Raw genomic sequence first — 18,232 nt, 5'->3', positions numbered from 1 at the left:
GGTGCGGCGACTTTCCGTCATTCCCGTTTGCCGGGGTTCGTACCCCCTGCCCGGGCCGGGCGTGTGCTGATGCGGTGTCAGGTGTCTGACGGACCCTCACACGGTCAATAAAATAAGACAACATCGAGGGCATGTTCCGCTGTTCGAGGGATGCCCCCGGATAGGGTCTTGTGCCAAACGCGGAGCCTCGCGCCCACGCCCGGGTGGTGGAATGCAGACACGGCGAGCTTAAACCTCGCTGCCTCCTCGGGGGCGTGCCGGTTCGAGTCCGGCTCCGGGCACCACCGCTCAGCCGGTGGAGCCCGGGACGGCCGCGCGGTACTTCAGGCGTCAACTTCCCTCGTCCCGAATCACACCTGCGCGCGATGCTCTCCGGGATGTCACCGTACGTAGGCGAATGGTGTCCCGAGCGCCTTCGTCGGCGTATCCGCCGCCCACGGCCCGTACCCGGGGCTGGGCCCTGTCCTCTGGCTAGGCTCCCGGTCATGACTGACTACGTGCAGGTATCCACAGCCACGGAAACACAGGAGCAGGCCGTTGCCCTTGCGGGGCTCGCAGTCCAGAAGCGCCTTGCCGCTGGTGCTCAGGTCGTCGGGCCGGTCATCAGCGTGTTCTGGCACCTGGGCGAGTACGGCACCGGCGAGGAGTGGCAGGTCCTTCTGAAGACGACGGCGGACCGGTATCCGGAGCTGGAGGCGCATCTCCTGGAGCATCACCCGTGGGACAACCCGGAGCTGTGCGCTGTGCCGGTCTCCATGGGCGCAGACCGGTGCTTGCGGTGGATCAGGGATTCGGTGGAGGGAGCCTGATCGGCCACGTGGTTCAGGAGGTCGCGGACCTGGCTGGTGTGCGCGTAGGGGCGTAGGCGGTCGAGCAGGGGTGTGAGGCGCTGCCGGGGCCGGATGGATGCGACGCCCGTCGCGAGCTGGAGGGCGCGGCCTGTGGTTTCAGCTGCCTGTTCGACTTCCCCGGCGGCAAGGTAGGCGTCGGCGAGCCAGGAGAGGTAAAGGGCTTTGTCGCGGGCGTGTTCGTCGGTGAACCGGCTGAGTGCGTCGGTGAGGACGGGGACCGCGCGAAGGGGGCGGCCGAGCTCGGTCCAGCAGCGGCCGGTCATGATGTCGAGCTCGGTGTGGTCGACCCAGACGGCCCAGTCCGGTTGAGGCTCGCCGTCAGGCGCATGGTCAAGAGCTCGGCGGGCGGCGGTGAGGGCCTCCTCAGTGCTGGCGGCTCGGCCGTCGACGGCGCAGGCCCAGGCGAGGCGCTCGTACAGGAGGGCGCGGACGGACGACGGCGTACGGGCGGTGATCGTCGCGCACGAGTCTTCGGCGAACGCGACGGCGGTACGCCGGTCGTCCGCGAGGGTTTTGTAGGCGAGGAACGCGAGGCTGTTGCCGTAGAGGTCGGGGTCGTCTGCGTCGCGCGCCGCCGTGCGGCTCTCCTCGTAGAGGGCTACGGCATCGGGTGTCCGGCCGCCGTCGAAGGCCGCCCACCCGGCTTGCTGGGCCTGCTCGGCCAGGAGCGCAGTGAGTCGGATGCGGGCTTCGACGGTGAAGGATCCTTGCCGTAGGAGGCCCTTCGTGTGCTGGACCTCGCCGAGATAGACGCGGTAGGTGTCGCCGCCGCCGAGGACCTCGTCCAGGCGCCGCAGGCGGGCGGTGCGCTCACGGAGCCGCTCGACGTACGTCTCGGTGATGCGCTGCGGAGCGTCAGGCCGGTGGAGGGAGGGAAGGGCGGCGGCGAGGCCGGTGGAGGTGGCGGCCTGGAGGAGGGTTCGGCGACGCACGTTCTGGGGTCCGTTCTCTGCGCGGGACGTTCCAGCAGGAGCGCTGTCCGCCTCCCACAGGCGGGGAGCTAGGCCGACGAGGTATCCGGGGACGCGCAAGGCGTCGGAGATCTGCGCGACCTTCCCGAACGTCGTGATCCGGCCCTGGCCCCGTGCGAGCGTCCCGACCCGTTCGGGCTTGATGTCGCACTCGGCGGCGATTTTCGAGTAGCTGATCCCGGCCCGTTCGCGTGCGATCCGGAACACCGTCCCGAAGTCATGGTCCCGCAGGGCGTGTTGTAAGTCGTTGTCACTGAGGAGGTCTCGCGGCAGCGCCGTCGGCGGCTCGTAGGTCATTCAGCACTTCTTCCTGCTGACGCGAGTGTGTACGGCGCGTGTTCAGGGCGCCTACCCATCATGGGGATACCCCGCGCCGGGAGGCGGAGATTTCGCGGGGATACCACTCTCGTACGCCAGAGCCCCCGGAGGGCGATGCTGTCCGCGATCCCGGGGCGTGACGACTGTGAGGAGTCGCCGTGATCGAACGTACCCAGTGGGCTGCCGTGGATGTGGCGCGATGAGAGGGAGGGCGAGTACGGCCGTCGGCTCGCCTCAGGAGGGTGGGGCGGCTCGCGTGGAGCGACGGGTCGGCGCACTGGGCGCACATGAAGGGGACGAGGGCGCGGATCCCGTCCTGAGCCGGCCCCGGGTCGTCGTGCATACGCGGGCCACCACGGAGTTCGCTGTGCTCTCGTGGCTGCTCTGCGCGGCCGACGACCGCGAGGCGGCACGACGCGAGTGGGAGAGCGAGAAGATGACTCTCCTCCGCTGCGGGGCCCTGTTCTCCGCAGTCCGGATCTCCGGCGAACTCGTCCGCGCCGCCGCGGGGATGGGCCAGGAAGCCTGCCGGGGAGACGCCTCCAGGATCGACGCCTTCCTGGCGACCGCGCTGCAGGATGGCCCGGTCGTCGTGGACTCGTACGCCGCCCGGTACTACGCGCTGGTCCCGGCGAGCACCTGCCGCTGGTGGCACGTGCCCGAGACCGAATGCCTGGGCCCCGGCGCTTACCTGGGGGTGCCGCGCCCCGGCCTGGATGATCCGCACTGCGTCCGCTCGTACTGGTCGGTGCCGATGGAAAGCCCAGGGTCCCTGTGCTCACCGAGCATGGTGCGGGCGTTGGTGCTGAACGCTAAGGCCCTCGCGGCGGTGCAGCGGCGGGAGCTGGAGGCCGGCTGTGAACTCTGAGCTACTTCCGGACAGCGCGACGATGCCCGCCTCCGCCGAACGCGTGTGTGCCCTCGGCGGGGCCACGGCCGACGACTTGGACGAGCTGATCGTCGCCCTGCGCGGCCGCATCGATGCCTGTGCGCTCACGTCGAGCGTTCGAGCTGTGCTTCGTCCTCCCCGTATGCGTGGCTTCCATCCACAGAAATCGCGATCTCACAAGGAGGCGGTCAGTGACTCTCACGACAAGCGAGAAGACGACGGTGAGTGCGGAGCAGCTGCACACTGCGAGCAGGCGGGACGTAACCCGGGCAGTTGAGGGCCTTTGGCCGGACAGGGAGGTCAGTCTCGGCCCGCAGTGCCCGAGTGTCACGTCGTACGTCTGCCGGGTAACGGTCGACGGCGAGGGGCTGATCGCGAAGTACAGCTGGCTCGGGATGTCTTTGGTGTCTGTCCTGCGGGGCGCCGGAGGGACGTGGGACGAAGTTCAGGAAGCGCAGCGTGCGTATGCCCAGGGCTCCGACGGGGTGACGGTGCGCGAGGCACAGAACCTGGTCGCCCTGCGGAGACTGCGACGCCCTCGGGTGTGCGAGACGGCTGGTCTGCGTAACGGAGTTCTCTTCACCCGGATCGTGGCGGGGACGTCTCTGGCTGACGAGCTGGCGGCGCGCCCACGGGAAACGGCGGCTCTCTTGAACGCGGTCCTCGTCACGCTCGGCGATCTCCATGGTCCGCCCGGCGCGGACTGCTTGCGCCGAGTGGCGCCGATCGGTGAGCGGTCCGTCGTCGGGGTCTTCCGCAGGAAGTTCAGCGGCCCGAACCCCGCCTGCTGTCTGCCCGGGCTCGGCCGGGACAGTCGGCTGCCGGAACACGAGCGGCACGAGGTCGTGGAGCTGCTCCAGCACGCGGTGCGTCGGCTGATGCGGATGGCCGGGGCGATCTCGACCCGCCGAGACGCCGTGGTGTTCGGCGATCTCAAGCCCGAGCATGTCTACATCGACGGCACCGGCCTCAACTTCATCGATCCGGCGGTGCAGTGGGCGGCCGGACCTCAGCCGGATGTCGCCAAGCTCACCGGTCGGGCGCTGCTTCTCGCCCTCGGGCATCCGGATCCGCGTGCGGGACGACAGATCGTGCATGGGGTGGCTTCTACACTCGCTCGGCACGTCGCGGCTTTACCCGAGCACGAGAAGGTGCCACGGCTTCGTGAAGTCATGGTTCTGTGGCTCATGGACACGGTGAGCATCCTGAGTACGTGCCTCAGTGCGTCCCCAGGGCTTCCCTTGACCTCTCTTCAGCGGACTCTCGTTGTGAAGGCTCGCGCGGTGGCGGGCATCGTGGACCGGGTGAGCGCGCTTCTCGTCGGGACGACGTCCGGGCCCCGGCTCCTGGATGCTGTCTTCTCCGAGGTGGAGCACACCTGTGGGAGCGCTCGGTGAGTGGCCCGGTGGTGGGGATCGTCGGGGCGGGCGCCGTCGGGCAGACCCTCGCCGCAGGTCTCGTGACCGCCACCCTGCCCGAACGCCTCCTTGTCGTGTCCCGGCAGGCCGACCAGGCTCGTGCGCTGTCCGCCGACCTTCAGGACCTCGCGCAGACATCCCGCTCGCACACGCAGATCGAGGCGGCCGGCCTCGCTGATCTCCACGGGTGTGACGCGGTGGTGGTCGCGCTGCGCAGTGACTTCAAGAACGTTGCCGAGCGGGATATCCGGCGCGGAGGGGCGGCGGCGAACGCGCCCGCTGTCAGCCTCCTGGCACGCGAGCTGCGGGGGTACGGCGGTGCTGTCCTCGTCGTCACGAATCCGGTGGATCTGATGTCCCGTCGCTTCGCTGAGGTGTCGGGCTGCACTCGGGTCTTCGGGGTCGGCTCCAACCTCGACTCCGCTCGGTACCGGCTGCTCCTGGCCAGGTACGCCCAGGTATCTCCTGACCGCGTGCACGGCCATGTCATCGGCGAGCATGGTGACCGCGCCGTCGTCTGTGCCTCGACGACCACCGTCGACGACCGCCCCGTCGCGGTCCCCGTGCGTGCGGTCGTCGAAGACCTCCGACGGCGTCCGGCGCTGATCCGGAACGGCATCGGCCGCACCCGCTGTGGACCTGCCGGTGCGGTGCTGTCGACTCTGCGCAAGGTTCTCGGCCTGGTCGACGGTGTCGAGGAGCTGTCCGTGCCGTACGGGGATGTCTGGCTTGGACTTCCGATGCGTTTCACCGGCGGTGCGGTAGTGCCGTGCCTGCCCCTGCTCACTCGTTCCGAACGCCTGTGTCTGGATTCTGCGGCCAGCAGTCTCCGCCACGCGTACACCCGTCTCCCCGCCCGTACCGAGAGGACCGCCCCATGATGAGCGCTACCCGACTTGAGGCCGCCGCCGCGGTCGTCACCGTCTTCAGTAACCGTGCGGAGGTCACGGACTGGGCCCTGCGCTACTTCGGGCCGTGGTGGAAAGCCGCTTCGGTGGACGCCGCAGAGGTGTGCGCCGAAGCCGTCGTCAGCGCGGACGTCAATCCGCGCGGCTACGAGGAGACCACTCTCCTTGTCCAGGACGGCCGGCCCACGGAGGCCGTGGACTACGCGAAGCACCCGCTGCTGGTGGCACATGACGGCGACGACATCATCGCCACGTCGCCGGAGGAGGGGATCGCGTACCGCAGTTCGCCGTCCTCAGGGCTTCTCGCTCTCGCCGGGACGGACGCGCAGCGTCTTGCCCTCGCCGCCACGCGCCTTGCGCGGGAGGCGATCCGTGGTCAGCTGCTTCGGGAGGGCTGGGCGGTGCTCCATTCCTCTGCGGTCGTGAGGCCCGACGACGGCGCGACGCTCCTGGCCTTCGGCGACAAGGGGGCGGGGAAGACGACGTCGGCCCTCCTGCTGGCCTCGCACGGCTGGCAGCTCCTGGCCAACGATCGGGTCCTGGTCAGGCCGACCGGCGAGCGGGACGTCGAGGTCGTGCCGTGGCCGTCCGCTGCCGCGCTTGGCCTCGGCCTGCTCCATTCGCTGGGCTGGGACGTCACTGCGCAGGAACATCTGCGGGCCGGGGGCAGCTTCCACCCGACTCAGCACGTGTCCGTGACTGAGGCGTTGCTGGCCGGCGACCACACACCGCTGTGGGAGAGCGCGAAGCGGGAGCGGAAGGTCCAGGTGTTCCCGGACCAGTTCCCGGACCTGTTCGACGTGCCACTGGCCACCGGCGGCAGGGCGGCGGCGCTTCTCTTCCCCCAGGTCGAGGCCGACGCGGCGCCGGACGTCATCGATGGCACCCGCACGCTGGGAGAGGCCGACTTCATGTCGGGTGCGACGGAAGACCGGTACCCGGACGTTTTCGGGCAGGCCCGGGGTGTGGACGGCGGTGGTCGGGACAGCGCCCGCGCGGAGGTGGCGTCGCGCCTCGCAGAGTTGCCGCATCACGCGGTCCGGCTGAGTCACGACGTCCCGGCGAGTGCCGCCCTGCTGAGCAAGGTCGCCGACGCGAGCTGACCGCGTGGAGGACTTGGGTGGGCAGGGCGTTTCCACAGGCCAGATGGTGCGGATGGTGCCGGTTCGAGTCACGCTCCGGGCACCACCGCTCAGCCGGTGGAGCCCGGGACGGCCGCGCGGTACTTCAGGCGTCAACTTCTTACGGTGGTCCTCGCCGGATCCTGGCGCGGTGCATGCGTGGCTACTGTGCGTACGGGCGGGCCCGGTCGTACGGCGGGTCCGGAGGCACCCGCCGCCGGGGCGTGGGCGGCCGGCTGGGAGACTCTGGTCATGGACACCACATCTGGGCAGATGAGTTCCTGGACGGCGGCCGGATGGGCGGTCGCGCTCGCGGGTCTGGGGGCGCTCACCGGATTCGTCTGGGACGGTCCATTCCTCGCCTTCGCCTGCGCCCTGTCCCTGGGAGGCGGGGCCGCCCTGGGCGCGATCCTGTTCCGCCGCCGCATGGCCGAGAGCATCCGGGAGGGGCAGGGGAAGGCCGCCGCGCGCGGGTACGCCGATGGGATCGGCGACATGGTGGTGCTGGGGATATCCGCCTACGAGGCCTCGGTCTTCCCGCTGGCCGGCCCGGACGCGGTGGATTCCTCCGAGCGTGCGGCGCGGCGGGAGGCCGCCTACCGCCTGACGGCGGCCGAAGGGCTTCCGCACCATGTCCGGGAGGCCGCGGCCGCCGCGCTCGAAGCGATCGACGAGGAGCGTGACGGCGAGGCCAGGACCTCCCTCGCCGAACTCATCAAGGCCGTGCACGGTCAGCGCTGACGCACGAAGATCCTCCTTCGGTACTAGGGTGATTGTTTTGCCTACCCATTACTCTTGACGCAAGGCCGCGCAGGGTGGCCATGAAGGAGTGAAATGAGGAGCAGCAACCCGGTCTTCTCGCGACGGGGGTTCAGCCGCGACAACGGCCACGCGGGCTTCAACGCGGCGCCGCAGGCCGGGGCCGCCGCAGCGGGCACCAACCCGTACGCGCAGGGCACCGCCGCCAACCCGTACGCCACGAACCCGTACGCCCAGCAGGACACCCAGTACGGCGCCCCGCAGGCGCCCGCGCGCTCCGGCGCGATGACGATCGACGACGTCGTCACCCGTACGGCGATGACGCTGGGCACCGTGGTGCTCACCGCCGCGCTCTCCTGGGCCCTGCTGCCGGTCGACGAGGCCAACCTCGGCAAGTCCTACGGCATCGGCATCGGCGCCGCCCTGGTGGCGTTCGTCTTCGCGATCATCCAGTCCTTCAAGCGCAAGGCGTCGCCCGCGCTGATCCTGGCCTACGCGGCCTTCGAGGGTGTCTTCCTCGGAGTGATCTCCAGCACGGTCAGCACCTACATCAGCCCCGGCACGGTGATGCAGGCGGTGATGGGCACCATGTGTGTCTTCGCCGGTGTCCTCATCGCGTACAAGATGCGCTGGATCCGCGTCACCCGCCGTTTCTACGGCTTCGTGATGGCGGCCGCCATGGGCTTCGTGCTCCTGATGATGGTCAACCTGCTGTTCAGCGTCTTCGGCGGCGGTGACGGCCTCGGCTTCCGCAGCGGTGGCCTCGGCATCCTCTTCGGAGTCGTCGGCATCATCCTCGGCGCGTGCTTCCTCGCCCTGGACTTCAAGCAGGTCGAGGACGGCATCGCCTACGGCGCACCGCGCGAGGAGTCCTGGCTGGCGGCCTTCGGCCTCACCCTGACCCTGGTGTGGATCTACCTGGAGATGCTGCGTCTGCTCTCCATCCTCAACGGGGACGACTGACCCCGTAGGTACGACGACGGGACGGCCCGCAGGCACCATGCCTGCGGGCCGTCCCGTTTCGTCCTCGCGGGGGGATGCGTGCCTCAGAGGAGCTTCCGCGCGGCCCGTCTCAGGTCGTACTCATGGATGATCGCCTTGGCGTGGCCGTAGGTGAGGTCGTGTTCGCTCCGCAGCCAGCTGACCTTCTCCTCGAAGCGGAAGAGAGAGGGGCCTTCGTCGACGGTGCGGAGCCAGTCGGCGATGTCACGACCGGTGCAATGGGGGATCCGTGAGAGCAGGTTGCGATGGGTTTCTTCGGAGAAGACTTGAGACATCGGCGCCTCCGACGCAGTACGCGTTGCTGGTCCTTCCCGACACCGTGCCCGAGCGTGGGCGCGTTGGCAACCATCCTGGAGGGGCGCGTAGGGTCACGGCGTGCTTGATACGACCCCCCTGATCACCGCCGTGGACCGTTTCGCCGACCGCCTGCGGAGTACGCCGCAGAGCCGGCTGCAGCGCGGCGTGGCCGCCGAGGCCCTGGCGACGGCCAGGGAGCTGTCCGCCCGGGCCCAGCGCGCCGAGGCCCCGGACCGGGAGCCGAGGACCATGCCGGACGCGGGGATATTCGCCGTGGGCGACCAGCTGGCGGTCGCCGGGCGGGATCTGGCCGTGGCACTGGAAACGGCCTCGTCCCAGGAGCTGGACGAGGCCGTGCGTCGTGTCGAGGAGGCGGCGGCGCGCGCATACGCACCCGGGCCGCGCTAGAAGGAGGCGATGACGCGGTCGGCCAGGATGTAGACGTTCTCCTGGCCGCACGAGAAGGTCAGCGCATAGGCGCCGGAGACCCCGGAACCGCCCAGCAGCACCGGCTGCTCACCGGAGCGCAGCGAGGCGGCGAGCCGTTCGGCGGTCTCCCGGTGGCCCGGGGTCATACAGAGCGTGGTGCCGTCGGCGAAGACGTACACATCGAGTGTCCCGAGGGGGCCGGGGCGCACGTCGGTGAGCTCCGTACCGGTATCGGCGAGCCGCTCCAGCCGGTTCACGGTACGCTCATGGTCGGTGACAACCGGTGTCTGCACGGGGATGAAGTCCGGGTGCGAGGGGTGGCGGCGACGGGCCGCGGCCAGCTCGGGCGAGTCCTCGGCGTACTCGGTGACCTCGGGCATGTCGGTGAGCTCCGCCAGCTCCGCCAGTTCGTCCAGCGCATCGCCGGCGTCGAGGTCCATCGCCTCCAGACCCGCGAAGTCCGTCTGGCGGGGCATGAAGAAGGGGGCGTCCTCGCCGAGCCCGCCCAGCAGGGACGGGGCGTCGGCGGCGTCGCGGGCCTCCTGGGCGGCCCAGAAGGCACGAGCCTCGGCGAGCTCGCGCTCCCGTTCCTCGGCGAGCGCGTCGGCCACGGCCGCGCGTATCTCCTCGGCGGGTGTGCCGGTGCTCCGGTTCTGCTGCTCGGGTACGGAGGCGAGCGGACTCCGCCCCTCCGCCAGCTCCGTGCGCAGGGCTGTGACCTGCTTGCGCAGCCCGTGAGCAGCGTGCAGAGCGGCGGCGCCGACGGCCGTGGCAGCGGCGGTGGTCAGCAACAGGGCAAACGGCATGGCGCTCACTGACATACTCCCGGTTTCAATCGACACCCCCGACTTCCTACATCAGCTTGTCCTGTACTGGTGCCTGCTGTCAGTGCATTACGTCACGAATTGGACAGGTCTTTGGGCCTGGTGTTTAGCTCTGTGGCTGGTGTGACCTGCAGAAACGACTCTCCCCCGGGATGCAGATCACATCCTGGGGGAGATTCGGTCACGTTCGGAGCTCGGCCCGGTTAGCTCAGCCGCTCGCTTCCCTGGTCGCGCTGAGCTTCGCCTCCGCTGCGGGCAGGTGCCGCCCTCGTACCTCGGACGACCCCTACCCTCCGCTGCGGCTCAGCTCAGCCGCTCGCTTTTTTGGTCGCGCTGAGCTTCGCCTCCGCTGCGGGCAGGTGCCGCCCTCGTCCCTCGGGCGACCCCTACCCTCCGCTGCGGCTCAGCTCAGCCGCTCGTGTTGTCGCTCGCGCTGAGCTTCGCCTCCGCTGCGGGCAGGTGCCGCCCTCGTACCTCGGACGACCCCTACCCTCCGCTGCGGCTCAGCTCAGCCGCTCGATGACCATGGCCATGCCCTGGCCGCCGCCCACGCACATCGTCTCCAGGCCGAACTGCTTGTCGTGGAACTGCAGGCTGTTGATCAGCGTGCCGGTGATGCGGGCGCCGGTCATGCCGAAGGGGTGGCCGACGGCGATCGCGCCACCGTTGACGTTGACCTTGTCCAGCGGCAGGCCGAGGTCCCGGTAGGAGGGGATGACCTGGGCGGCGAACGCCTCGTTGATCTCGGCGAGGTCGATGTCGTCGATGGTCAGCCCGGCGCGCTTCAGCGCCTGCTTGCTGGCCTCGACCGGTCCGTAGCCCATGATCTCGGGGGACAGGCCGGAGACGCCCGTCGAGACGATGCGGGCCAGCGGGGTCAGGCCCAGCTCGCGTGCCTTGGTGTCGGACATGATCACGAGTGCGGCGGCGCCGTCGTTGAGCGGGCAGCAGTTGGCGGCGGTGACGAGCCCGTCGGGGCGGAACACCGGCTTCAGGCCCTGCACGCCCTCCAGGGTGACGCCCGCACGCGGGCCGTCGTCCTTCGAGACGACCGTGCCGTCCGGCGTCGTCACGGGGGTGATCTCGCGCTCCCAGAAGCCGTTCTTGATGGCTTCCTCGGCGAGGTTCTGCGACCGTACGCCGAACTCGTCCATGTCCTGACGGGTGACGCCCTTGATCCGGGCCAGGTTCTCGGCGGTCTGCCCCATCGCAATGTACGCGTCCGGGACCAGGCCCTCCTCGCGCGGGTCGGTCCAGCTCGTGCCCTCCTGCTCCGCGCGCGCGGCCGTGCGGGCCTCCGCGTCGGCGAAGACCGGGTTGTGCGTGTCCGGCAGGCTGTCGGAGTTGCCCTTCACGAAGCGGGACACCGTCTCGACACCGGCGGAGATGAAGACGTCGCCCTCGCCTGCCTTGATGGCGTGCAGCGCCATGCGGCTGGTCTGGAGCGAGGACGAGCAGTAACGGGTGACCGTGCAGCCGGGGAGGTGGTCCATCCCCATCTGTACGGCGATGATGCGGCCCAGGTTGTTGCCCTGCTCGCCGCCGGGGAGGCCGCAGCCGAGCATCAGGTCGTCGATGTCCCTCGGGTCCAGCTCGGGGACCTTGGCCAGCGCGGTCTGGATGATGGTCGCGGTCAGGTCGTCCGCGCGCAGATCCTTGAGGGACCCCTTGAAGGCCCGGCCGATGGGCGAACGGGCGGCAGAGACGATCACGGCTTCGGGCATCACGCGGCTCCATGAGGGCTGGAAGGCAGGAAGGCTGGACTGCCTTGGAAGTTACCCGGACGTATAGCTGAGGTCACCCAACAGGTGATGTGATGCGGACCTCTTTTCTAAGCAACCGCTCAGTCGCCTGGATTGTTCCCCCGGTGCGCTCATGCCCTCCGCCACGTCGCGCCCGACCCCCGCCCCGGCATGGGCCCGCCGTCCGTGTCCGTCCCCGTGTCGTCGTGAGGCACCGGTTCCGTGTGGGCGGGCAGGCGCCGGCGCCTGCGGTGCTTGAGCAGGGCCCAGGGCGCCCGCGCCGCCGTCACCTCGGTGCCCGCCTCCCGTGCGGCGCGGGAGGCCGCCTTGGCGACCGGCAGCATGCCCTCGCGGCGCGAACCGTCGAGGTGGTCGGATTCCGGCCACAGTCCGAGGGCCGCGCACAGGGTCGGCAGCATCGCCATCGCGGCCGTCGCGTACCCCTCGGCCGAGGGGTGGTAGTTGTCGGGGCCGAAGAGCTCCCGGGGGTTCGCCTCGAACTCGGGGCCGAGCAGGTCGCCCAGCGAGACCGTCCGCCCGCCCTGTTCCACCGCTCCGATCGTCTGCGCCGCCGCCAGCTGCCGGCTCACCCGCCGGGCCAGCCACCGCAGCGGCTGGTAGACCGGCTCGATCGTGCCCAGGTCCGGGCAGGTGCCCACGACGACCTCCGCACCGGCCGTGCGCAGCCTCCGTACGGCCGTGCTCAGACAGCGCACCGACTGCGTCGCCGGCATCCGGTGGGTCACGTCGTTCGCGCCAATCATGATCACGCAGACGTCCGGCACTCCCGACGGATCCGCCAGGACCAGGGACACCTGCCGCTCCAGATCGTCCGACCGGGCCCCCGGCAGGGCCGCGTTCCGCAGATCCACCGGCCGTTCGGCCACCGCCGCCAGTCCGGACGCCAGCAGCGCCCCCGGGGTCTGCCCCGCCCTGCGCACCCCCTGGCCGGCCGCCGTCGAGTCGCCCAGCAGGACGAAGCGCAGGGGATCGGCGGGGCCGGCGAACGCCACCCCGTACCGTCCGTCCGCACTCGGCGGGACCGGTGCCTTGCCCCCGCCCACCTGCCGTTTCGCCAGCTGCACCTCGGCCAGCACCAGCCCCACCGTCGCCGCACCGATCAGACCGACGCTGCCGCCACCGTAGGCCGCACCCGCTGCGATCCGCCGTGCCACCCTCGCTCTCGACACAGTCCGGTCCACCTCCTCAGTGCCGTACAGCCCTACAGCCGTACACAGCACTACCTGCCCCGCGGAGGACGTAGCTCAATCGCTTCGCCCGATCTCCTGCCCGTACGCATACTCTTGCCTGACCATTACGGAGATCCCGGAGTACACGGTGCAATTCCACGATTCGATGATCAGTCTTGTCGGCAATACCCCGCTGGTCAGGCTGCGCAATGTGTCGGCAGGCATTCAGGCGACGGTCCTGGCCAAGGTCGAGTACTTCAACCCCGGCGGGTCGGTGAAGGACCGCATCGCGCTGCGCATGATCGAGGCGGCCGAGGAGAGCGGCGAACTCCGGCCCGGCGGCACGATCGTCGAGCCGACCAGTGGCAACACGGGTGTCGGCCTGGCCATCGTCGCCCAGCAGAAGGGCTACAAGTGCATCTTCGTCTGCCCGGACAAGGTGTCCACGGACAAGATCAACGTGTTGCGCGCGTACGGTGCGGAGGTCGTCGTCTGCCCGACGGCCGTCGACCCCGAGCACCCCGACTCGTACTACAACGTCTCCGACCGTCTGGTCCGTGAGACGCCGGGGGCCTGGAAGCCCGACCAGTACTCCAACCCCAACAACCCGCGCTCGCACTACGAGACCACGGGTCCTGAGCTCTGGGAGCAGACGGAGGGGAGGATCACCCACTTCGTCGCGGGCGTCGGCACCGGCGGCACGATCACCGGTACGGGCCGCTACCTCAAGGAGATCAGCGAGAACCGCGTGCAGGTCATCGGCGCCGACCCGGAGGGCTCCGTCTACTCCGGCGGCTCGGGGCGTCCCTACCTCGTGGAGGGTGTCGGCGAGGACTTCTGGCCGAGCGCCTACGACCGTACGGTCACGGACGAGATCGTCGCGGTCTCGGACAAGGACTCCTTCCAGATGACCCGCCGCCTCGCCAAGGAGGAGGGGCTCCTCGTCGGCGGTTCCTGCGGGATGGCGGTCGTCGCGGCGCTGGAGGTCGCCAAGCGGCTCGGCCCGGAGGACGTGGTCGTCGTCCTGCTGCCGGACAGCGGCCGTGGCTACATGAGCAAGATCTTCAACGACGAGTGGATGGCCGACTACGGCTTCCTGGAGGACTCCGGTCCGTCCGCCCGGGTCGGCGCGGTGCTCGACTTCAAGGAGGGCCCGCTGCCCTCGCTCGTCCACATGCACCCGGAGGAGACGGTCGGCGAGGCCATCGACGTACTCCGGGAGTACGGCGTCTCCCAGATGCCGATCGTGAAGCCGGGCGCGGGGCACCCGGACGTGATGGCCGCCGAGGTCATCGGCTCCGTCGTGGAGCGTCAGCTCCTGGACGCGCTGTTCACACAGCGGGCCACGCTGACCGACCCGCTGGAGAAGCACATGTCGGCCCCGCTGCCGCAGGTCGGCTCGGGGGAGCCCGTCGAGGACCTGATGGCCGTGCTCAGCGGCGCGGACGGTGCCGACGCGGCGATCGTCCTCGTCGAGGGCAAGCCGAAGGGCGTCGTGAGCAGGCAGGACCTCCTGGCCTTCCTGGCGAAGGACGCGGCGCCGAAGCCGTAGCGCCCAGGTTTCCGGGGTTCGCGAAAACGGTACGAGCGCGACACGTTGACGCAGCACCGGCTTAACACGGCTACGGCACAGTAAGGGGTGTCGGCAGGGAAACCCGCCGGCACCACGAACGGCGACACGGACTACGGAGCGGCTCCCGGACCTCCACCGTCGCCCGGACGCGGCACCCGGCCCTGACCCGGGACCGCGTCCCTCGCGGGGACCGCCGTCGTCCCGCCCTCCGGGCAACCGGGGGTGCGGCGGTCCCCGCGATTATTCATATGCGGAGCTGCTCCCTGCTCCCAGCTGTTTCAGCCGTCCCAGTCGGACGCGGTACGCCGCTTTCCCCGGGCCCATGGCCACGTGCGGGCGGCGTGCACGGCGTTCACGCCGACGATTCCCAGCCAGGCCACGACGAGCCCCTCGATCCCGGCGTTCGCGACGCCGATCGCGGACAGGGGGATGGCCAGGACCAGGGAGACGACCCCGAAGCCGAACCGCTCCCCGAAGGTGCCGATGGCCGGCCCGGCGGGCCGCACGGTGCCACGGGCGGCGGCCATCTGCTGCTCGGCGTACAGGCGCCTCGTCCGCTGGTCGTGCGTGCCGGCGAGCCGCTGCTCGACCTTCTCCAGGAACGAGTCGATGAGCGCGGACTCGTAGTCGGGCCCCAGCTCGCTGCGGGCCTGCAGGGTCGCGTCGAGCTCTCGCCTGAGCTCAGGGTCACGGGCTTCCATACGCCTACGGTACGAACCGCGGGCCCCCGGGTCAGTGGGGTTAGCCCCCCTGTTTCGGCGGCCCGTCGCGCAGGGCGTGCCGGGCCCCGTCGGCGTAGCGTTGTTGCCGGAGGACCGGAGACGGGAGGCGCGCCCATGGCCACCACGACATCCTCCGCCCGTGCGATTCCCCGGACGTCCGGGAGACGGGCCCGGCTGGTCAACGAGGCCGAGCTGCGGGCGACGCTCTCCACGTTCCGTGAACTCTCGGACGAGGACTGGAGGCGCCCGACCGTCTGCGCCGGCTGGACGGTCCGGGACATGCTGGCGCACACCGTCGGCCAGTACGAGGAGGTGCCGCGCCCCTGGGTCGCGGTGCGCCGGATCCGCAGGGCCGCGCGGACCCATCCGCACCTCGGCCCGCTGGACGGGCACAACGAGAGCCAGATCGAGGACCGGAAGGCGGTTCCGGGCCGTGAGCTTATCGGCGCCCTCGCCCACTTCGCCCCCCAGGGCCTCATCGCGCTGCGCCGCATGCCCGCCCCGGCCCGGCGAAGGGTCCGGCTGAGTCTGCTCTACCCGGAGGCGAAGGCCCTGCCCGACGACTCGATGGACTACCTCGGCAACGTCCTCGTCGCCCGCGACACCTGGATGCACCGGGTGGACCTCTGTGACGCCATCGGGGGCGAGCTGATCCTCGACGGGCACGACCGGGAGATCGTGGACCAGGTGGTGCTGGACCTGGCCCTCGCCTGGACGGGGCCCGCCGTGGAGCTCGACCTGAGCGGCCCCGCCGGAGGACGCCGTCTGCTGGGCATCGGCACCCCGGCGGCCACCCTCCACGCGGACGCCGTGGACTTCGCCCGGCACGTGTCGGGGCGGCCGGTGCGCGGCGGCCTGGAGATCGAGGGCGACCCCGGGGCGCGGGCCGCGCTGACGGCGGCCCGCGTGGTGTTCTGAGCGTGATGGGCGGACGCCGGGTTCACGGGGGAGTCACCTCGGCGAGGAAGGCCTCGGGCGTCACCGCGTATCCCATGGCGTTGATGACGGAGACCGGGGTGCGGTCGATCAGGACCGTCGGGGTGGACCGGACGCCGCTGGTCTCGAAGGCGGCCGACACCTGCGCCGCCCAGGGCAGATAGGTGCGCTCCATGACCTTCTGCCGGAAGGCGTCGGTGTGCAGCGCCGCGACCTCGTCGGCCAGCCGCAGCAAGGTGGCCCGGTCGGCGAAGGCGTCCACGTCCTCGCTGGGCTGATCGGCGTACAGCGCCCGCAGGAAGTGCATGAACGGCTTCTGCCCCTCGTCCGCGGCGGCCCCCAGCGCGGCCAGCGCCTCAAGGGAGCCGCTGCCGCCCGCGGAGTCGTCGATGAACGTGCCGAAATGGTGGTCCACCGCGAACCGGCCCTCGTCGGCGGCCTGCTCCATCACGGCTCCGAGGCCCAGCTCCATGCGCTTGCAGTAGGGGCAGCGCAGATCGGCGTAGACGCTCAGCACGTGCGCGGCCTCGGTGTCGCCGTAGCGGACGACGACACCGCCGGGCCCTCTCGTATTGGCTGGGATCATGCCCCCAGGGTCGGCAGACGAGGACGGTCCCGCAATGCGAGCGGCGGGGAGCGGGCCGCACGGGACGCGGGCTGTATATGGACATGCAGACCGCTTGCTGGCTGAATGGATTCCTCGGTGCCGGACCGGCGCGGCGGACAGGTGGAGGGGACAGCATGAGCGGGAGCAGCCCGGCTGCGCGGTTGCAGCGGCTCTTCGAGGGGCAGCGGCTCACGCCCACCCAGCGGCGGATCGCGCACTCCATGGTGCGGCGGGCCGCCGACGCCCCGTTCCTGTCGAGTGTGGAGCTGGCCGAGCTGGCCGGGGTCAGCCAGCCGTCCGTCACCCGCTTCGCGGTGGCGCTCGGGTTCGACGGGTACCCCGCCCTGCGCAAGCACCTCAGGGACGTCACCCCGGAGGGGCCGGCCGGCGGGGACGGCGTGGAGGAGAGCTTCAACGAGTACCAGCAGGCGGTGCGGGCCGAGATCGAGAACCTGCGGCAGCTGTCCGAACTGCTCGCCGACCCTGCCCCGGTGGAGCGGGCGGGGCGGCTGCTCGCCGGGTCCAGGCCGCTGCTCGTGCTCGGGCTGCGGGCCGCGTCCTCGCAGGCCCGGGGGTTCGGGTACTTCGCCGCCAAGGTGCACCCGGATGTGCGGGTCGTCGACGAGGGCGGCAGCATGCTGCACGACCGCGTCGACGCCGCCAGGCGGGCCGGTGCGAGCGTGCTGCTGTGCTTCGCGCTGCCGCGGCACCCGCGCGAGGTCGTGGACGCGCTGGCGTACGCCCGGGAGCAGGGGCTGACCGTCGTGACCGTCGCCGACTCGGCGTTCGCACCGGTGGCGGCCCACAGCGATCTGCTGATCCCGGGGGCCGTGGGGACCGGGCTGGCCTTCGACACCGCGTGTGCGCCGATGCTGCTGGGGCGGGTGCTGCTGGAGGCCATGTGCGACGGGCTGCCCGAGGCGCAGGCCCGGCTGGAGGAGTTCGACGCGAGGGCCGCGGCGCGGGGGCTGTTCGTCGAGTGACCGGCGGGCGCCGGTGCTCCGGACGGCCCGCCTCCGCCGATTCTCAGAGATCGCTCATCTGTGCCTATTAATCTCCGCGCCCAGAAGGTCGACAGGGAACCGCGTGAGAGGGGTACGGACGTGGGGCGCGGAGCGCAGTCGTTGGCGAGGGTGGCCGTGATCGTACGGGCCGGGGCGGCGCCGTTGTGGTGGCCGGGGCTGCTGGCGGCTGCCGTCGGCGCGTTCGTCCCGGGCCTCACCGGCCGCCGGATCGGCCTGCTGGCAGGGGCCGCGCTGTTCCTGGTGACCCTGGCCGCCGTGGCGTTCAGCCGCACGGGGCGGTACGCGGAGCTCGCGAGGGGCGCCGCACGGGCCGGGCGCGGCGACTTCCTCCAGGACCGGGACGTGACCGTACGGAACCGGCGGCGTGAATACCGCTGGTGGCTGGCCGGCGCGTTCCTCGTGGCGGTCGCGAGCGCGTACGTGCTGCCCGGTGCGGGCGGACTCGTGCTGGCCGGGGCCGGTGCCGGGCTCTGGCTGAAGGCCGCCCGGATCGGGCAGCGGGAGCGGCGGGACGACGCCCTGTACTGGGTGCGCACCGACTGGGTGGAGCGCGGCCGGCCCACGGGCAGCCGGGTGAAGGCGTACCGGACGACCGGTCCCATGGCGGGGGACGCCGCGCCCGGTGGGGCGCGGCGTCGCCGCCGGTGAGG

19 protein-coding genes and 1 tRNA gene are annotated in these 18,232 nt (G+C 70.8%); 13 read left to right on the top strand and 7 right to left on the bottom strand.

Annotated elements, in window-relative coordinates:
• The first annotated feature begins 197 nt into the window (after positions 1-197).
• Together ACIRD8_RS27145 and cutA are read left to right on the top strand one after the other, a co-directional pair.
• Positions 198-284 (top strand) — tRNA-Leu (locus ACIRD8_RS27145).
• 201 nt (positions 285-485) lie between these two features.
• Positions 486-809 (top strand): divalent-cation tolerance protein CutA, encoded by a 324-nt coding sequence (cutA, locus tag ACIRD8_RS27140; RefSeq protein WP_403996770.1) that lies wholly within the window; start codon positions 486-488, stop codon positions 807-809.
• On the opposite strand, the gene ACIRD8_RS27135 is transcribed toward cutA, so the two are convergent.
• Positions 713-2,119 carry an XRE family transcriptional regulator gene (locus tag ACIRD8_RS27135; protein ID WP_403996767.1) on the bottom strand — a complete coding sequence of 469 codons (1,407 nt, stop codon included), beginning with the start codon at positions 2,117-2,119 and terminating at the stop codon, positions 713-715. The genes cutA and ACIRD8_RS27135 overlap by 97 nt on opposite strands.
• 277 nt (positions 2,120-2,396) lie before the next feature.
• On the opposite strand from ACIRD8_RS27135, the gene ACIRD8_RS27130 reads away from it, so the two are divergent.
• The 6 genes from ACIRD8_RS27130 (at position 2,397) to ACIRD8_RS27105 (ending at position 8,198) form a co-directional block, all read left to right on the top strand.
• Positions 2,397-3,008: a hypothetical protein gene (locus ACIRD8_RS27130; protein ID WP_403996764.1), complete on the top strand. Its 612-nt coding sequence runs from the start codon at positions 2,397-2,399 to the stop codon at positions 3,006-3,008.
• A 212-nt stretch (positions 3,009-3,220) separates the two neighbouring features.
• Positions 3,221-4,426: a hypothetical protein gene (locus ACIRD8_RS27125; protein ID WP_403996761.1), complete on the top strand. Its 1,206-nt coding sequence runs from the start codon at positions 3,221-3,223 to the stop codon at positions 4,424-4,426.
• The gene (locus tag ACIRD8_RS27120) at positions 4,423-5,328 is read left to right on the top strand and encodes an NAD(P)-binding domain-containing protein (RefSeq protein WP_403996758.1); all 906 of its coding nucleotides are present in this window, start codon (positions 4,423-4,425) and stop codon (positions 5,326-5,328) included. The genes ACIRD8_RS27125 and ACIRD8_RS27120 overlap by 4 nt, the downstream gene beginning before the upstream one ends.
• Positions 5,328-6,458 (top strand): hypothetical protein, encoded by a 1,131-nt coding sequence (locus ACIRD8_RS27115; RefSeq protein WP_403996755.1) that lies wholly within the window; start codon positions 5,328-5,330, stop codon positions 6,456-6,458. Before ACIRD8_RS27120 ends, ACIRD8_RS27115 begins: the two co-directional genes overlap by 1 nt.
• 270 nt (positions 6,459-6,728) lie before the next feature.
• Complete coding sequence (locus ACIRD8_RS27110) at positions 6,729-7,217, top strand: hypothetical protein (RefSeq protein WP_403996752.1); 489 nt, start codon at positions 6,729-6,731, stop codon at positions 7,215-7,217.
• Positions 7,218-7,310: 93 nt separating this feature from the next.
• The gene (locus tag ACIRD8_RS27105) at positions 7,311-8,198 is read left to right on the top strand and encodes a Bax inhibitor-1/YccA family protein (protein ID WP_403996749.1); all 888 of its coding nucleotides are present in this window, start codon (positions 7,311-7,313) and stop codon (positions 8,196-8,198) included.
• Between the two features lie 83 nt (positions 8,199-8,281).
• Here ACIRD8_RS27105 and ACIRD8_RS27100 read toward each other — a convergent pair whose 3' ends face one another.
• The gene (locus ACIRD8_RS27100) at positions 8,282-8,512 is read right to left on the bottom strand and encodes a DUF4287 domain-containing protein (RefSeq protein ID WP_124277313.1); all 231 of its coding nucleotides are present in this window, start codon (positions 8,510-8,512) and stop codon (positions 8,282-8,284) included.
• A 100-nt stretch (positions 8,513-8,612) separates the two neighbouring features.
• Here ACIRD8_RS27100 and ACIRD8_RS27095 point away from each other — a divergent pair, with 100 nt between their 5' ends.
• Positions 8,613-8,942, top strand: a complete 330-nt coding sequence (locus ACIRD8_RS27095; RefSeq protein ID WP_403996746.1) for a hypothetical protein — start codon at positions 8,613-8,615, stop codon at positions 8,940-8,942.
• On the opposite strand, the gene ACIRD8_RS27090 is transcribed toward ACIRD8_RS27095, so the two are convergent.
• The 3 genes from ACIRD8_RS27090 to ACIRD8_RS27080 all read right to left on the bottom strand — a co-directional run bounded on the left by ACIRD8_RS27090 (position 8,939) and on the right by ACIRD8_RS27080 (position 12,704).
• On the bottom strand, positions 8,939-9,784 hold the full coding sequence (locus ACIRD8_RS27090; protein ID WP_403996743.1) for a hypothetical protein: 846 nt from the start codon (positions 9,782-9,784) through the stop codon (positions 8,939-8,941). The two genes, ACIRD8_RS27095 and ACIRD8_RS27090, sit on opposite strands and share 4 nt — an antisense overlap.
• A gap of 506 nt (positions 9,785-10,290) precedes the next feature.
• A complete protein-coding gene (locus tag ACIRD8_RS27085; RefSeq protein WP_403996740.1) occupies positions 10,291-11,511 on the bottom strand; it encodes an acetyl-CoA C-acetyltransferase in 1,221 nt (406 codons plus the stop codon).
• Positions 11,512-11,660: 149 nt separating this feature from the next.
• On the bottom strand, positions 11,661-12,704 hold the full coding sequence (locus ACIRD8_RS27080) for an SGNH/GDSL hydrolase family protein (protein ID WP_403997050.1): 1,044 nt from the start codon (positions 12,702-12,704) through the stop codon (positions 11,661-11,663).
• 163 nt (positions 12,705-12,867) lie between these two features.
• Between ACIRD8_RS27080 and ACIRD8_RS27075 the strand changes: the two genes are divergently transcribed.
• The gene (locus ACIRD8_RS27075; RefSeq protein WP_403996737.1) at positions 12,868-14,271 is read left to right on the top strand and encodes a cystathionine beta-synthase; all 1,404 of its coding nucleotides are present in this window, start codon (positions 12,868-12,870) and stop codon (positions 14,269-14,271) included.
• A 299-nt stretch (positions 14,272-14,570) separates the two neighbouring features.
• Here ACIRD8_RS27075 and ACIRD8_RS27070 read toward each other — a convergent pair whose 3' ends face one another.
• Entirely contained in the window at positions 14,571-14,993 is a 423-nt protein-coding gene (locus ACIRD8_RS27070) for a hypothetical protein (protein ID WP_403996734.1), read from the bottom strand.
• Between the two features lie 135 nt (positions 14,994-15,128).
• Between ACIRD8_RS27070 and ACIRD8_RS27065 the strand changes: the two genes are divergently transcribed.
• Entirely contained in the window at positions 15,129-15,932 is an 804-nt protein-coding gene (locus ACIRD8_RS27065) for a maleylpyruvate isomerase family mycothiol-dependent enzyme (RefSeq protein WP_403996732.1), read from the top strand.
• A 22-nt stretch (positions 15,933-15,954) separates the two neighbouring features.
• On the opposite strand, the gene ACIRD8_RS27060 is transcribed toward ACIRD8_RS27065, so the two are convergent.
• Positions 15,955-16,536, bottom strand: a complete 582-nt coding sequence (locus tag ACIRD8_RS27060; protein WP_403996730.1) for a thioredoxin domain-containing protein — start codon at positions 16,534-16,536, stop codon at positions 15,955-15,957.
• Positions 16,537-16,691: 155 nt separating this feature from the next.
• On the opposite strand from ACIRD8_RS27060, the gene ACIRD8_RS27055 reads away from it, so the two are divergent.
• Positions 16,692-17,540: a MurR/RpiR family transcriptional regulator gene (locus ACIRD8_RS27055; RefSeq protein ID WP_403996727.1), complete on the top strand. Its 849-nt coding sequence runs from the start codon at positions 16,692-16,694 to the stop codon at positions 17,538-17,540.
• Positions 17,541-17,690: 150 nt separating this feature from the next.
• The gene (locus ACIRD8_RS27050) at positions 17,691-18,230 is read left to right on the top strand and encodes a hypothetical protein (protein ID WP_403996724.1); all 540 of its coding nucleotides are present in this window, start codon (positions 17,691-17,693) and stop codon (positions 18,228-18,230) included.
• Positions 18,231-18,232: the final 2 nt, after the last annotated feature.

The organism is Streptomyces sp. NPDC102451 (assembly GCF_044765485.1).
Classification (GTDB): domain Bacteria; phylum Actinomycetota; class Actinomycetes; order Streptomycetales; family Streptomycetaceae; genus Streptomyces.
Note: the sequence above shows the minus strand (reverse complement) of the source record. Positions and strands in the feature narration are given on the sequence as shown.